Annotated in this window: 13 protein-coding genes; 8 read left to right on the forward strand and 5 right to left on the reverse strand. The window is 38.5% G+C overall.

The window, feature by feature from the left end; translation table 11 throughout:
* Positions 1-40: 40 nt before the first annotated feature.
* A complete protein-coding gene (locus MLE13_RS08700) occupies positions 41-1036 on the reverse strand; it encodes an alpha/beta hydrolase (protein WP_240749338.1) in 996 nt (331 codons plus the stop codon).
* Positions 1037-1309: 273 nt separating this feature from the next.
* Here MLE13_RS08700 and MLE13_RS08705 point away from each other — a divergent pair, with 273 nt between their 5' ends.
* Positions 1310-2047 (forward strand): hypothetical protein, encoded by a 738-nt coding sequence (locus MLE13_RS08705; RefSeq protein ID WP_240749339.1) that lies wholly within the window; start codon positions 1310-1312, stop codon positions 2045-2047.
* A 107-nt stretch (positions 2048-2154) separates the two neighbouring features.
* A complete protein-coding gene (locus MLE13_RS08710; protein WP_240749340.1) occupies positions 2155-3096 on the forward strand; it encodes a ring-cleaving dioxygenase in 942 nt (313 codons plus the stop codon).
* 44 nt (positions 3097-3140) lie between these two features.
* On the opposite strand, the gene MLE13_RS08715 is transcribed toward MLE13_RS08710, so the two are convergent.
* The gene (locus MLE13_RS08715) at positions 3141-4049 is read right to left on the reverse strand and encodes a proline dehydrogenase family protein (protein WP_240749341.1); all 909 of its coding nucleotides are present in this window, start codon (positions 4047-4049) and stop codon (positions 3141-3143) included.
* A gap of 296 nt (positions 4050-4345) precedes the next feature.
* Here MLE13_RS08715 and MLE13_RS08720 point away from each other — a divergent pair, with 296 nt between their 5' ends.
* Positions 4346-5755, forward strand: a complete 1410-nt coding sequence (locus MLE13_RS08720) for a hypothetical protein (protein WP_240749342.1) — start codon at positions 4346-4348, stop codon at positions 5753-5755.
* 201 nt (positions 5756-5956) lie between these two features.
* On the opposite strand, the gene MLE13_RS08725 is transcribed toward MLE13_RS08720, so the two are convergent.
* Positions 5957-6517 (reverse strand): shikimate kinase, encoded by a 561-nt coding sequence (locus MLE13_RS08725; protein ID WP_240749343.1) that lies wholly within the window; start codon positions 6515-6517, stop codon positions 5957-5959.
* Positions 6518-6704: 187 nt separating this feature from the next.
* Here MLE13_RS08725 and MLE13_RS08730 point away from each other — a divergent pair, with 187 nt between their 5' ends.
* Positions 6705-7745, forward strand: a complete 1041-nt coding sequence (locus tag MLE13_RS08730; RefSeq protein ID WP_240749344.1) for a lactonase family protein — start codon at positions 6705-6707, stop codon at positions 7743-7745.
* 69 nt (positions 7746-7814) lie between these two features.
* Here MLE13_RS08730 and MLE13_RS08735 read toward each other — a convergent pair whose 3' ends face one another.
* A complete protein-coding gene (locus tag MLE13_RS08735) occupies positions 7815-8144 on the reverse strand; it encodes a hypothetical protein (protein WP_240749345.1) in 330 nt (109 codons plus the stop codon).
* A 4-nt stretch (positions 8145-8148) separates the two neighbouring features.
* Positions 8149-8727 carry an SCO family protein gene (locus tag MLE13_RS08740; protein WP_240749525.1) on the reverse strand — a complete coding sequence of 193 codons (579 nt, stop codon included), beginning with the start codon at positions 8725-8727 and terminating at the stop codon, positions 8149-8151.
* 238 nt (positions 8728-8965) lie between these two features.
* Here MLE13_RS08740 and glgB point away from each other — a divergent pair, with 238 nt between their 5' ends.
* Genes glgB through MLE13_RS08760 form a run of 4 tightly spaced genes read left to right on the forward strand, consistent with a single transcriptional unit; the run spans position 8966 to position 14412 of the window.
* Complete coding sequence (glgB, locus tag MLE13_RS08745) at positions 8966-10828, forward strand: 1,4-alpha-glucan branching protein GlgB (protein WP_240749346.1); 1863 nt, start codon at positions 8966-8968, stop codon at positions 10826-10828.
* On the forward strand, positions 10821-11969 hold the full coding sequence (locus tag MLE13_RS08750) for a glucose-1-phosphate adenylyltransferase (protein ID WP_240749347.1): 1149 nt from the start codon (positions 10821-10823) through the stop codon (positions 11967-11969). Before glgB ends, MLE13_RS08750 begins: the two co-directional genes overlap by 8 nt.
* A complete protein-coding gene (locus MLE13_RS08755) occupies positions 11966-12988 on the forward strand; it encodes a sugar phosphate nucleotidyltransferase (RefSeq protein ID WP_240749348.1) in 1023 nt (340 codons plus the stop codon). The genes MLE13_RS08750 and MLE13_RS08755 overlap by 4 nt, the downstream gene beginning before the upstream one ends.
* The gene (locus MLE13_RS08760; RefSeq protein WP_240749349.1) at positions 12985-14412 is read left to right on the forward strand and encodes a glycogen synthase; all 1428 of its coding nucleotides are present in this window, start codon (positions 12985-12987) and stop codon (positions 14410-14412) included. The genes MLE13_RS08755 and MLE13_RS08760 overlap by 4 nt, the downstream gene beginning before the upstream one ends.
* The last annotated feature ends 5 nt before the right edge of the window (positions 14413-14417 follow it).

The following is a 14417-nucleotide window of genomic DNA, read 5'->3' on the forward strand; positions in this document are numbered from 1 at the left end:
TTTGAAAATGAGCAAGCCGCATATGCGGCTTGCTCATTTTTTATTTGCTGTGAGTAACAAGGAAATCGAGTGTTTGTTCTAGTGTCTCTCTTGCGTCATCTGTATATAAATCGTATTGAAACTCATGCTTCAAGTTTTTCTGCGTGCCTTTAAAGAATACAGAAGCAACTTGAACCTCGTAAGACTGTAAAACATCAACTAGTTCAGTAGATTGGGAAACGAAAGGATCCGCATCGCCAGCGGTTATGAAAACAGGCGGGAAGTCAGAGCTAATGTGTTGAACTGTAGAAAGTTCATCGATTTTCGCAAACGACTCAAAAGGTTCTGCACCCGTATAGGCTGTTAAGAAAAAATCGATATTTGGAAAAGCTGTAGCTCTTAGTGTAGTCATGTTGTATATACCGCATAATAGTACCGCTCCTTGAAGCTGATTACTAGATATAGAGGGTTGAATAGCCATGGTTTTAGCGAGTTCCGCATTGGATACAAGAGCAGCAACTTGACTGGCGATCTGGGCACCAGCAGAATCCCCACCGATGAACACTCGCTCCATATCGCCGCCGTAGTTGCTAGCGTGAACGTTCATATAAGCAAGTGCCTCGTTTGCTTGAACAATAGGCCCCGGGTAAAGAGCTGCTGGAGCTAAAGAATAATCAATATTCGCTACGACGTAGCCAGCATTTGCAAGTGACATGGCATAATCTTGTCGGCTCTCTTTTGACCCTCCTACATACCCGCCACCATGTATCCATAAAATAACAGGCATTGAATCAACTGCGTCTTTAGGATAATAAATATCCAAGAGACTATTTGGAGAATCATGGTAAGACAAGTTCTTCACGACTGTGACTTGCTTCGTAATTTCATGGATATTGGGAGGAGAGCTAAAAGCAGCAGACCCTGATATGTGAATAGATGCTGAAACATCAGGAGGAGCGTTTGTCTCTTCGAAAACAACCATCATACAGATTAAAGTTATAAAGAGCGTGGCAATCACCCATTTTTTTTGAGTTCCACGTTTACTGTTTGCTCTCACACTATCCATCCTTTAAAGTGGATTTTCACTTGTTGAAGTATGTTGAATGCTTGTCCATTCGGGTATAGGTTAAATTATGGAGATGTTAGGATAACTATCTCATTGATTCTGATTTCTCTTCATATTAGTTATGCTAACACGAATGCCACGAATGACCAACGGATTAAATTCGCTGAATTGAAATATATTTGTAATACCGAACGAGCAAGATTGCAACACAAAGGGGGTAAGTTAAGAGGTACTATTTTTTGCACTTTTGAAAGGAGTGAGCAAATGTTTGGGATACCCGATTTAATAGCATTAGTAATATCTGCATTCATTATTTTACCAGTAGTGGTCTTTCTGAGACAATCGGGCTATTTGTTGATGAGCATGATTTTAGGTGTGAAAAACCCGAGATTAACCGTCGGATCAGGTCCAAGAATTATCAAAATTGGCGTGTTTGATATACGGAAGTATTACCATCTATATAGCTGGTTTTCATACGATTCGCTAAAACGGCAAGGAAAGCTTGCTTACATCGCACTTTACGCAAGCCCGATTTTATTAAATACAGTGGTGGCTATTACCTTAAACGCTATGGTGGCCAACGGCATGTTTGAAGAACGCGCAACTTTTTTCAATCGGTTTGTTTTTTATGCATTTTACTTTGTCTTATTTGATGTAATTCCCATGAAGACCGCTAACGGAATGCCGAATAACGGATTGATTATTTATGAAATGCTTCGTTATGGCAAAAGAACGGACTTTAACAACGAACCTTTTCTTCCCTCTACATCAGAAGTGGAAGAGCAATATGCCGAAGATGTAGAGAAAATGGAAGAGCTTAAAGAACATCAGAAAGAGCAAGTAGAACAAGAACGAAAAAACGACAATATCTCTAGGGCTGAAGAAAAAGACCAGAAAGAAGAGATTGAAGAAGACAAACAAGAAAGTAAGGAAAACTTGGAAGAAATAAAAGACCAAAGGCAAGACCAATTAGAAGAATACGAAGACAATATTCCAAAATAGAAGAGTGGTAAGTAGACACAGAGTTAGAGAACTAGTAAATGTTTTGGTTCGAGATAGTAGAATGGTAAGGTTAGATATAGATTTATCGACAAAAGGAGTGCTCCAAAATGACAAAGAAATCAATGGGAATTCACCACATCACGGCAATTGTTGCGGATCCTCAAGAAAATGTAGACTTTTATGCCGGTGTGCTGGGGTTACGTCTAGTAAAGAAAACCGTTAATTTTGATGATCCAGAAACGTACCACTTGTATTTTGGTGACGAAACAGCAAAACCAGGAACGATTATAACGTTTTTTCCTTGGGGCAATGCATACAAAGGAAAAATTGGTGATGGTCAAGTTGGCGTCACTACTTATGCGGTTCCCGTTGGTGCTTTAGCATTCTGGGAAAAGAGACTGGAAAAATTCAACGTACCTTTTTCAAAAGAAACGCGTTTTAAAGAACAATATTTAGCATTTGATGACCCACATGGACTTCATTTGGAATTAGTTGAAAGGCAAGAGGGAGAGCCAAATAGTTGGGAAACTCAAGGAGTAGCAAAAGGTGTTGCGATTAAAGGATTTGGTGGCGCAACATTGTACACAGCTAACGCAGAAAAAACGGCTGAGTTATTAGAAACGGTTATGGGGCTAGAAAAAATTGAGGAAGAAGATGGCTTACTGCGTTTCCGGGCAGCAAGTGAAATCGGAAATATGATTGATGTGAAATTATCTCCTGTTGGTGTAGGGCAGATGGGGGTCGGAACGGTTCATCATATCGCTTGGCGCGCACAAGACGATGCCGATCAACTGGATTGGAAAGAGCGAGTAGAAGCATACGGATTGGGCGTGACACCGGTTCAAGATCGCCAGTATTTTAACGCGATTTATTTCCGTGAATATGGAGATATCTTATTTGAAATTGCGACAGATCCACCGGGATTTGCGATAGATGAATCACAAGAGTCTCTAGGAGAAGCTTTAATGTTGCCGGAACAGTATGAACAACATCGAAAAAATATTCAACGTGTATTGCCACCCATTCAAGTACGGAATTTGGATCAATAAAAAAGAAGCACCTCTAATTTTTACTTAGAGGTGCTTCTTTATGGTTATTTCGAAATCATGCTTCTTAACATCAAGTTGATGTTTTGAGGTCTTTCAGCAAGTCTTCTCATATAATATGCATACCAGTCTTGTCCAAAAGGAACGTAGGTTGTAAAAGCATAGCCTTCTTTTGCCAAGTCTTTTTGCATTTCAGAACGAAAACCATATAACATCTGAAATTCAAAGCGATTTAGAGGGATATTTTCTTCTTTTACGAATGCTTTTACTTTTTCAATAATATGGTGATCATGTGTGGCAATCGAAGTAAATCCAGGAGATTGGAGATGAATCTTAATGAGCTTTAAATAATTTTCATCGACTTCGTGCTTTTCCTGAAACGAAACTTCTGCACTTTCTTTATAAGCCCCTTTTACTAGGCGGAGTCGAACGTTTTTTAAGGTTTCCAAATCTTTTTCAGATCGATACAAATAGGCTTGGATAACTGTACCGACATTTTCATACTCTGCACGCAAAGCTTCAAGTATATCGAGTGTTTGTTGTAAGTGATCATAATCTTCCATATCTAAGTTGATGAAGATGTCATAGCGAGAAGCTTCTGCTACTACTTCTTGAATATTTTTTAAGCAAAAATCAAAATCCACATCCAAACCAATCTGAGTCAGTTTGACAGACATATGCGCATTGACACCATAAATTTGAATAGATTCAAGTGTCTTTACTATAGCCTCTTTGGCTTTTGTGGCTTCTTCTTTTGTGTGAACAAATTCACCAAGACTATCGATTGTTGCACTAATTCCATTGGCGTTTAGTTCCTTTACCGACTGCATCATGCTGGCGATGTCAGTTCCGGCGACGACTTTTCCAGCCCCTAATTTCAGGCCCCATTTTTTTGCTGCACTATTTAGTGGTTGGTTTTTGGACAATGCAATAAAGAAGTTTTTTGTTACACCCACTTTTAATTCCCCCTATACTGTTAAATCACTTTTATGATCAGGTAAGCTTGCATACAGGAATGTCCTGTTAAATAAGAGATAGTCTATATACCAAGGGAGTTCATGTATTATCCTTTGTTAACTCAGAGCATATCACATATTTACTGAAAACTAAAAATCTGAGTAAATAGAGGATGTTACAAGAGACATGTGTTCATCAATTTAAGATTACTGGGAAAATATGAAATTAGAAAATATAAAGATGCAAAAAAGTGTAGAATAGAACAAGTGATTGAAGATAAGGGAGGGGGGGTAAAATGAATCGAAAAGCTGCCATAGGCTTTATATTGTCAGTTACAGGCTACGGTTTGGTGCATTTTATCACCTATTTTTATGAAAATGCATTATTAACTTTAATGCTTTCAATGTTGGGTGTGGTGCTGCTGATTTTCACTGCAATTCTACTGCCTTTTAAGAAGTTTCAATTACAAATGTGGTTAGTGATTATGGCTATAGCTGTGTTATTTTTCACGAGCGATTCGGTTAGTGGTGACTTAATTAGAGGGTTGCAACAAATGAGAAATCTCGTTGGCTTGTTATTAGTTGTGCCTATGATTAGCTGGGTTTTAAAAGAGGAGCCTTATATAGAAGAAATTATGAGTTACGCTCACAATTTTTTAAATCAAAGCCAGAAATTTTATTTTGGTCTTATGGCCATGACTCAAGTTATTACTCATTTCTTACTATTTGGTGTCGTGCCGATGATGTATCATTTTATCGATACATTTTTAAAAGATCACAAAGGAGAAGCATGGGAAAATTTTAAAGGAACTGCAATTCTCCGTGCTTTTGGACTTTCTACATTATGGGTAATTAGTATACCGAGTTTCATCTTTGCAGTAGAGGCTTTGGATGCGACACTTTGGAAGTCCATGGTGCTTGGGTTTACTTTTGCGCTAGCGGGAACAATTTTATCAGTGATCTTTTCTTATTATCAAGAAAAGAAATACGGAGTGGACTTTTCAAGTATCTTGGGAGAAGAAATCGAAAAAGCTATGAAAAATTCAAGGAATCAAGGAAAGTGGAATAAGGATGTAGCAGAATTTGCCTTTCTGTTTATCTCTTTGTTCGGCACCATCTTCTTTATTCATGAGATTACTGGACTCGAGTTTTTGCTGACCATCCCGTTAGTCATACTTGTATGGACCTTTCTTTATTTTCTTATTAAAAGAAGAATGCCGAGTTTTGTTGGTGAAAGCCAGTATTATTTTTCAAAAGGAATCGCAAAACAAGCTCAACAATACAGCATTTTAGTCGCTGCAGGCTTACTGATTTATATTTTAAATCAATCGAATGTTGGGACGTATGTTATTAATGGCATGAACTTTTTGACTGGGATAATTCCTTTGCTAAATATATTGTTTCTATTACCGTTTATTGTGATTTTACTTGGTTTTATTGGGTTAGGTCCGTTACCAGTTATCGTATTAGTAACAGGTATACTAGAAGCTATTCCGTTTCCATATCCGCCGGAACTGGTCGTGTTAGCTGTTACGTCAGGAAGTGTTATTTCCATTATTTTATCGCCTTTTGTCATGCCAGTGATTATATTAAGTAGTGTCAACGGATTAAGCGGTGTCCGTAACGGCCTCCAATTCAATTTAAAATTTGCCATCGCCTTTTATGTGATGGTCCAATTATTTATTCAAACCGTCATTCATTTATAGTGAAATTCAAAATGTACGTAAAAGTCTTTCCAAGCTTTTACGTGCATTTTAAAAGTTCAAAAGAAGAGACATTGAAAGCCAGCAAACCATAGCGTATAATTCGAAATAACTGAATATTAAAACGAATAATATATAAGGGGTAAAAGTAGAGGCGAAGTCCTAACCGATAAAAACCGCCACGTCTAAGTGGCGGTTTCCTTTTTATTTTGGTTGAGGCGCATGAATCTCCCAAGATAATTTTAACGCATCTGCCAAATAATCTGCAGCTTCTTCAGCTTTAAAGTTATCGATTTGAAATTTAGAATGATTTAGCGAGTAACTATTTTGTCGTTCGAGAAATAGCGATTTGATATCTTCAAGAGAGCGTCCTTTTAAAAGAGGGCGGTTATCAGTAAGAATGTGGATTCGATCTTTCCAAGATTCCCATGAAATATCGAGAAACAAGACGATGCAATTGGTCATGCAGATGTCTTGAATTTCTTTCTGCAAAAAGGCACCGCCTCCAACAGAAATGATATTGAGCGGCTGCTTACTGTATTTTTCAATCAATTCCTTTTCTTTGGCACGAAACACCTGTTCACCATATTGCTCGAATATTTGTGGAATTGGCATGGCAAACGCTTTCTCGATTTCAGCATCGATATCTATAAAATTGCGATATAGTTTTTGGGCTAGTAACTTTCCGACAGTAGTTTTTCCAACCCCCATAAAACCGATACACACAATACTTTTTTCGCGGATAGATAAACCGAAGTTTCTCATGGACAACCTTCTTTCTCTTTGGAGTGATTAGTCGGGTTCATAGCCTACTTTACCTTATCTGTATCAAAAATTCATCGGGTTAGTTGAATATATAAGTTTTATCGCTAAAGTCATATTCAAATGTTTTAAAAGAATGGTCTTAAACTGGTGTTAAGTAGAAAAATTATTTAGTCGAGGAGGTAGTTTGATGGCAACAAGTTATATATTGACAGGATCGTATGCATCCGAAAGCGAGCCAGGTATTAAACTTTGGGAATTTGAAAAGAGCAACGGGAAGTTAATCGAGTTAACAAATATTGTAGGCATTGAACGTCCTTCGTTTCTCGCTGTTCATCCAAATGGTACGAGTTTTGTTGCGACAAGTGAAGTGGGGAATGGTGAGCTTGTTAGTTATTGGATTCATCCAACTACCAAAAAAATGATGGAAATCAATCGGCAATCTTCGAATGGCGACCACCCAGCCCATGTTACCATCGATGAAACGGGAAATTGGCTATTGTCCGTTACTTATTCAGGAGCAACTATTAATGTTCATCCTCTCTTAGCAGATGGAGCAATTGGAGAGTTGGCGTTTTCGATAAAGCACGAAGGGTCTGGGCCAAATAAGGAAAGACAAGATGCGGCTCATCCACATTCAATTATCCAGGTTCCAGGAAAAAATCTATTTCTGGTATCCGATTTGGGAACAGATACCATCACCACCTATAAATTAGATGCTGATAAAGGGGAGTTGACGCTTCGATATACAGTACAAACAGAAGCAGGTGCAGGACCGCGTCATTTAAGTTTTCACCCTACAATGCCTTTTGTCTATTCGGTAAATGAGCTAAATTCTACATTAATGGTCTATAAAATTAGTCGTGAAGGACAATTGGAATTTATTCAATTATTGCCGTTAGTACCAGATAGCTATGAAGGGGAAAATACGAGTGCAGAAATCGCAGTATCGAGCGATGGTAGTTTTGTTTATGCATCAAATCGGGGACACGACAGTATTGCTTCTTTCGTCGTTCAAGCTAATGGGACTTTAGAAAATTTAGGATTAGCTGGATCTGGTGGAGAAGGGCCGAGACATTTTGGTGTTATGCCAGAAAACGATTGGCTAATTGTAGCGAATGAAAATTCACATACGCTAACGGTTTTAAAGATGGGGCAGACGGGCACACCTTGCACAGTTGAAAATATTATCCAAACGACAGCTCCCGTTTGTGTCAAAGTAATTAAATAAAGGGCTCATAAGACAAAAGAAACACCTAAAATCGAAGGTCTAAAACCTGGCGAATTTAGGTGTTTCTTTTTACCAATCCTTAGATTCCTTTTCAATAATGCCGAGCTCTTTCATAAGGCGCGTAAATCCACTATCGCGATTTCCTGCAAAAGCGATTTCAGTGCAAGTGGAATGAGGAGGGTAATTAAGCTCTTGAGCCTTTTCTAACGTGGCTTCTTCTAAAAAATTTGTAGCGTCAGCCTCTTCAAAACAAGAAGGTGCGATATACGTTCTGTACGTATGCTCAAGTATTACACGACTTTCCGGTGCTGGTTCATTTTCTCTTGGCAAAAAGAATAAGAGCAACAACACTGATATAGCTAATAGAAGAGCACTCATCCAAATTTCTTTTTTTTTCATAAAGTTAGTCCTCCGTCAGTAAAATTTCCGCATCCGCCAAAATTTCTTCTACTGGTGGATTTAATCCTTCATAAGATTTCATAATCACACCTTCTTGGTTGACCAAGTAGAAATAAGTGCCATGAATCACTTGATCATCGTTTTCAGGCTTTCTAGCTAGAGTTTGGAAATTATCCATCGCAAAATCATCAATTTCTTGTGGCGTGTAACCTGTCAGTAAGTTCCAAGTCGACAAATCTGCACCGTAATTCTCGGCATAGGATTTTAAAACTTCAGGTTGGTCAAACAAAGGGTCAACACTAAACGAAACAATTTGAACATCCAGTTCTTGTTCTTTTAACTGTTCTTGCAATCCGGTCATATTGGCCATCATCGGCAAGCAAACAGTTGTGCAATTAGTAAAGACAAAATCGGCAAGCCATACTTTGCCTTCTAGGTCGGCTAACCCAAATTCTTTGTTATTTTGGTTAGTAAATGTAAAATCCTCAATTTGCCATTCAAGCGAATCTTCAATACTTGGGCTACATGCACTCAAAAAAATGCTGAACAATACAGCTAATAATAGATTTTTATATTTATGCAAAAACGTCAACCTCTCTTTCGACAAACGGTTATCTTCCTAAGCGTAGTGGATATTCTCTTTTCAAACAAGAGCATAAGTAGAAAGAAATGTGTAGACATTTCGAACAGAAAGGCTTTTGTATTTTTTGAATTTAACTAAATTTTTGAATAATCAAGTATTTTAACAAGGAATTTACATATCTTATGTAGAATTAAAAGAGACACGGCAACGGAACCGTTAAAATTCTGGAGGTGTGAAAATGAATAAATCGATAATCCAGCTTACGCAGGACAAGTTAGAAGCGTTCCATGCTGGACAGATGAAAGATGCATATCGTTATTTTGGGGCACATACGTCTGCAGGTCAAACAAGTTTCACACTGTGGGTTCCGGAAGTGATAAAAGTATCAGTAGCTTGTACAGAGCCCGAAAGTTTAGCAGAAGAGATATTCCAAATGGAGCAGCACCCTCTTGATGCGACAATTTGGCAAGTTCAAGTGCCGCAAAAGCTAACTGGATATGCCTATGAATACATCCTCGAAACGCCAGACAGAGAAATTTTGAGAAAAGCGGACCCTTATGCTCAAGCGAGTGAAAAGCGACCGGAAACCAAATCGATCGTAGTTGAAGCCTCTAAGCATACATGGTCAAAAGCCGTGTTACAGCATAAAAAACTTCAAAACAAAAATCATTTTGAAAAACCGATGGCTATTTATGAACTGCATATCGGAACATGGAAACGCAATGCTCAAGGTGATTTTTTGAACTACCGTGAATTGGCAGCGGAACTGATTCCGTATGTCTTAGAAATGGGCTTTACTCATATCGAAATTTTGCCAATAACGGAACATCCATTAGATGAATCTTGGGGTTACCAAACGACGGGATATTTTGCCCCAACGAGTCGTTATGGTACGAGTGATGATTTGAAATACTTTATTGCCCAGTGTGCAGAAAATAAGGTCGGCTTGATATTAGATTGGATTCCAGGACATTTCTGTGTAGACGAACACGCTTTAGCACAATTTAATGGAAATTACTTGTATGAAAGCGAGATAGAGGAACGACGCATGAATCCGGATTGGGGAACCTTAAATTTTGATGTAGAAAAAGGTGAAGTTGTAAGTTTCCTCTTATCGAGTAGTCATTACTGGTTGGAAGAATTTAAATTTGATGGTTTTCGTATGGATGCACTGATTTGTTTGTTATTCATTCCAAACATAGAAGAGCGGCACTATAATCAGCAAGGAACTAATTTCTTACAAAAATTAACGAATAGCTTAAAAGCATCTCATCCTGAAGTGATATTAATTGCAGAGGATGCCTGGAATTATCCTAAAGTAACTCACGATGTTGCACATGGAGGAATCGGGTTTCATTACAAGTGGAATTTCGGGTGGATGCGAGACACACTTGACTATATGGAAGTACAGCCCTCGAAGCGCTCTGAAGTACATGGAAAAATGAATTTTTCTTTAATGTACCAGTATGAAGAACGTTATCTTCTTGCACTTTCTCATGACGAAGTGGTAAATGGAGAAGCTTCTCTATTAAACAAACTGCCCGGAACACTCGATGAGCGCTTTTTGCAATTGAGGTTACTGCTAGGTTTTTGGATAGCTCATCCAGGGAAGAAATTACTGTTCATGGGCCAGGAATTTGGTCATTTCGAAGAATGGGAGTTTAAACCCGAACTGGATTGGGCATCGTTAGAAACCGAAAATCATAAAAAAATGGCGGATTTCACAAAAGAGTTATTGGCTTTTTATAAAACAGAAAAGGCTTTTTTTGAATTAGACGATCACCCAGATGGCTTTTCATGGATTGATGCGGATAATCATCAGCAAAGCGTGGCTGCTTTTATCCGGAGAGGGCGTATGGAGCAAGACGAATGTATCGTCATTTGTAACTTCTCGGAGCGGCATTATGAGAACTTTAAATTAGGTGTCCCAAAAAACACAGATTATGAAAAGGTTTTTACCACAAGCAATAGTGACCAGAGAATAATTGTGAATGCTGTAGACGAACCAAGCGATGACTTACCATATTCCATCCGAATGAATTTGCCTGCATTTACGATGAGTATATGGAAAAAAAGAATGGGAGTGAAGCACAATGAATAATAAAGTAGTTGCGATGCTTTTAGCAGGCGGACAAGGAAGTCGATTAAAATCGTTAACGTATACAATAGCCAAACCGGCACTGCCGTTTGGTGGTAAATATCGAATTATCGACTTTCCTCTATCCAATTGCACTAATTCAGGAATCGAAACAGTTGGCGTTTTGACGCAATATCAGCCACATGTTCTGCATTCCTATATAGGACTTGGGACACCGTGGGATTTGGATCGACGCCATGGCGGAGTAACGATGCTTCCTCCTTTCGCTGAAATTGATGGGAATAAATGGTATGCGGGGACCGCAAGTGCTATTTATCAAAACATTACTTTTCTTCAGTCATGTGACCCGGAATATGTACTGATTTTATCCGGTGATCACATTTACAAAATGGACTATGAAGTATTGGTTGATTACCACAAAGAACATGATGCAGATGTAACCATTTCGGTACTAGAAGTGCCATGGGAAGAAGCGAGTCGGTTTGGAGTTATTAACGTCGATGATCAGATGAAAGTTTTGGAATTTGACGAGAAACCAGAAAATCCAAAAAGTAATTTAGCTTCAATGGGTGTTTATGTATTTACATGGAAAAAACTAAAAGAATATTTGGAAGCAGATAATTTGATTGAGGAATCATCTCATGACTTTGGTAAAGACATTCTTCCAGCGATGATGGAAAATGGCGAAAAAATGATTGCTTATCCATTTAAAGGATATTGGAAAGATGTAGGGACTGTTGATAGCTTCTGGGAAGCAAACATGGACTTGCTTGATTTGAATTCGGGCTTAAACTTGCATGATTCTGGCTGGCGTATTTATTCGTCAAATCCACAACTTCCTCCGCAAGTTATTAACCGAACGGGTAACGTACAATCTTCTATGGTAAACGAAGGATGTGTGATTTCTGGAGAAGTTACAAAATCCATTATATTCCAAAAAGTAGTTGTTGAAGAAAATGCTCAAATTTCAGAAAGTGTCATCATGAGTGGAGCGACCGTTCATAAAGGTGCAAAACTTCACCGTGCTATTGTCCCACCTGGATTTGAAGTACCAGAAGGATTTGAGATAATTGATCAGCAAGACAAAGTGGTTCTCTTAACAGACGAAGAAGTAGAAAAATGGAAGGAGCGTGGCGAACAATGAATTTAATTGCGGTAGTAGATGCCTCTATAAAAAAAGAAGGATTACAAGATTTAACGATGAAACGAACTGTTTCGTCTGTTCCTTTCGCAGGACGTTATCGGCTAATCGATTTTGTATTATCAAGCCTTGTCAATTCAGGGGTCAATACGGTGGGCGTTTTTCCGTGCTACCCGCTTGCCTCTTTATTAGATCATATTGGTGTAGGCAAGAGTTGGGATTTAGATAGAAGAAAGAATGGTCTGTATTTTCTTCCGGTTACACAGCGAGATGGCGGGATATCGAGTGTAGGGGCATTTGCTGGGTTCGAGGAACATCTGCAATTTTTTACAAAAAGTAGTCAACCATACGTAATCGTCACGAATAGCTTTGTCGTTACCCAACTAGACTATAAAGACATGCTTGAAAAGCATATTAAATCGGGGGCAGATTTCACGGAAGCTGTTAGCAACGGCGTGCAGTTAAAAACCTATATTTTATCTAAAGATCTGTTAGTCGAACTACTTCAAACCTATTTAGATAAACAAGTGGTAAGCGTCGAAGACGTCGTTAACTTGAAGAAAAGTCCTTATACATTTAATGAGTATGAATACGAAGGCTATTTTGCTGTGATCGATTCGATTCAAAGCTACTTTGAGGCTTCATTGGATTTACTAAATGAAGATAAAAGAGAGCAGCTATTCCTTGCAAATCGACCGATTTTCACAAAAGTAAAAGATGAGCCACCTACACGTTATGTCAGTGGTTCTCATGTTGAGCGTGCACTAATCGCAAACGGCAGCACTATTATGGGAACAGTAACTGATAGTCTCATTAGTCGAGGAGTTTATATTAAAAAAGGTGCACGTGTAGAAAATTGCATTATCATGCAAAAAAGTACGGTGGAAGAAAATTGCGACTTAGCTTATGTGATTGCTGATAAAGAGGTATATATCGGCGAAGGAGTAGTGTTACATGGAACTCCTGAGCGGCCGATTGTTTTACGCAAAGGGGCGAGTGTGTCGAAGGAGGATTTACGATGAAGATTGTAATGGCAGCAGCAGAATGTGCACCTTTTGCAAAAGCTGGTGGATTAGCTGATGTACTAGGAGCATTACCAAAAGAGCTTAGCAGATTAGGCCATGAAATCACTGTGATTATACCGAAATATAGTTTGATAGCTGATAAATATATGTCAGAATTTGTTCTCAAAGAAACGATGGAAATAGTTTTTAAAGGGCAACAAAAAACATTCCGAGTTTTTGAATATGAACAGGCTGGCGTTAATTACCTCTTTATGGAGTATGATGATTATTTTAAACGAGACCAAATTTATGGACAGTCGGACGATGCGGAACGTTATGTCTTTTTCAACCGGACAGTACTTGAAATCGTTCAGCAGCGCAAACTAGATCCAGATGTAATTCATGTACATGATTGGCATACGGCTGCAATTCCGTTCTTATTGAAGGAAGATTCGCGTTACGAATCTATTAAGTCAGCTAAAACTGTTTTGACCATTCACAATTTGCAATTCCAAGGCAAGTACTCGAAAAAAACATTTTTAGAAAACTTCGAAATGGATGCCCGTTATTACGACGGAGGTCTGGTAGAGTGGGATGGTCATTTCAATTCATTAAAGACCGGTATTTTCTATGCAGATAAAGTAACGACTGTTAGTCCTACTTACCGAGATGAAATTCTAACCGATTTTTATGGAGAAAAGTTGAATAGCTTTCTGCAGGAAAAAGAGCAGGATTTAATCGGGATTTTAAACGGCATCGATTTAGAAGTTTACAATCCTGCTGCAGATTTATCTATTGCAAGGGAATTTGATGTAATGAGCATGGAAGGAAAGCAAGTTAACAAACGTGCAATTCAGTTGAAAGCGGGGCTGCCAGAGCGAGGAGATGTCCCGTTGTTGACGATGATTTCGAGATTGTCAGGACAAAAAGGTATTGATGTTTTACAGGAAATGCTTCCGGATTTACTAACAAATGAAGACGTCCAATTTGTGTTATTAGGATCTGGAGAAGAACAGTACGAGACATTTTTTAAAGAACTAGATATTGATTTTCCAGGACAAGTTTCAATCAATATAGGCTTTGATGAAGCATTTGCTCATTTACTGTATGCAGGAGCGGATATCTTCTTAATGCCTTCTCATTTTGAACCTTGTGGACTAAGTCAGTTAATCTCAATGCGATATGGAACTGTTCCTGTAGCGAATAAAACAGGAGGACTAAAAGATACGGTAATAGAGTACGATGAAAACTTAAAGTCCGGTAATGGATTTTTAAGTGATTTTTCAAAAGACGAGTCATTTGATAGTGCTTTGCAGCGTTGCCTGACTTTTTACCAACAGTCTGATCATTGGGAAGCAATTAAGAAAAACGGCATGAAAGGTGATTATTCTTGGTCGCGTTCTGCGGCAGAATACGCTGAACTTTATAAACGGCTAATTTAAAGGGG

This window comes from Planococcus halocryophilus (assembly GCF_022489025.1).
Lineage (GTDB): Bacteria > Bacillota > Bacilli > Bacillales_A > Planococcaceae > Planococcus > Planococcus halocryophilus_A.

Coding starts and splice junctions, on each gene's coding strand:
- MLE13_RS08710 (WP_240749340.1), top strand. CDS start 2,155: ATGACAAAGAAATCAATGGGAATTCACCACATCACGGCAATTGTTGCG.
- MLE13_RS08755 (WP_240749348.1), top strand. CDS start 11,966: ATGAATTTAATTGCGGTAGTAGATGCCTCTATAAAAAAAGAAGGATTA.
- MLE13_RS08725 (WP_240749343.1), bottom strand. CDS start 6,517: ATGAGAAACTTCGGTTTATCTATCCGCGAAAAAAGTATTGTGTGTATC.
- MLE13_RS08750 (WP_240749347.1), top strand. CDS start 10,821: ATGAATAATAAAGTAGTTGCGATGCTTTTAGCAGGCGGACAAGGAAGT.
- MLE13_RS08730 (WP_240749344.1), top strand. CDS start 6,705: ATGGCAACAAGTTATATATTGACAGGATCGTATGCATCCGAAAGCGAG.
- MLE13_RS08760 (WP_240749349.1), top strand. CDS start 12,985: ATGAAGATTGTAATGGCAGCAGCAGAATGTGCACCTTTTGCAAAAGCT.
- MLE13_RS08705 (WP_240749339.1), top strand. CDS start 1,310: ATGTTTGGGATACCCGATTTAATAGCATTAGTAATATCTGCATTCATT.
- MLE13_RS08720 (WP_240749342.1), top strand. CDS start 4,346: ATGAATCGAAAAGCTGCCATAGGCTTTATATTGTCAGTTACAGGCTAC.
- MLE13_RS08735 (WP_240749345.1), bottom strand. CDS start 8,144: ATGAAAAAAAAAGAAATTTGGATGAGTGCTCTTCTATTAGCTATATCA.
- glgB (WP_240749346.1), top strand. CDS start 8,966: ATGAATAAATCGATAATCCAGCTTACGCAGGACAAGTTAGAAGCGTTC.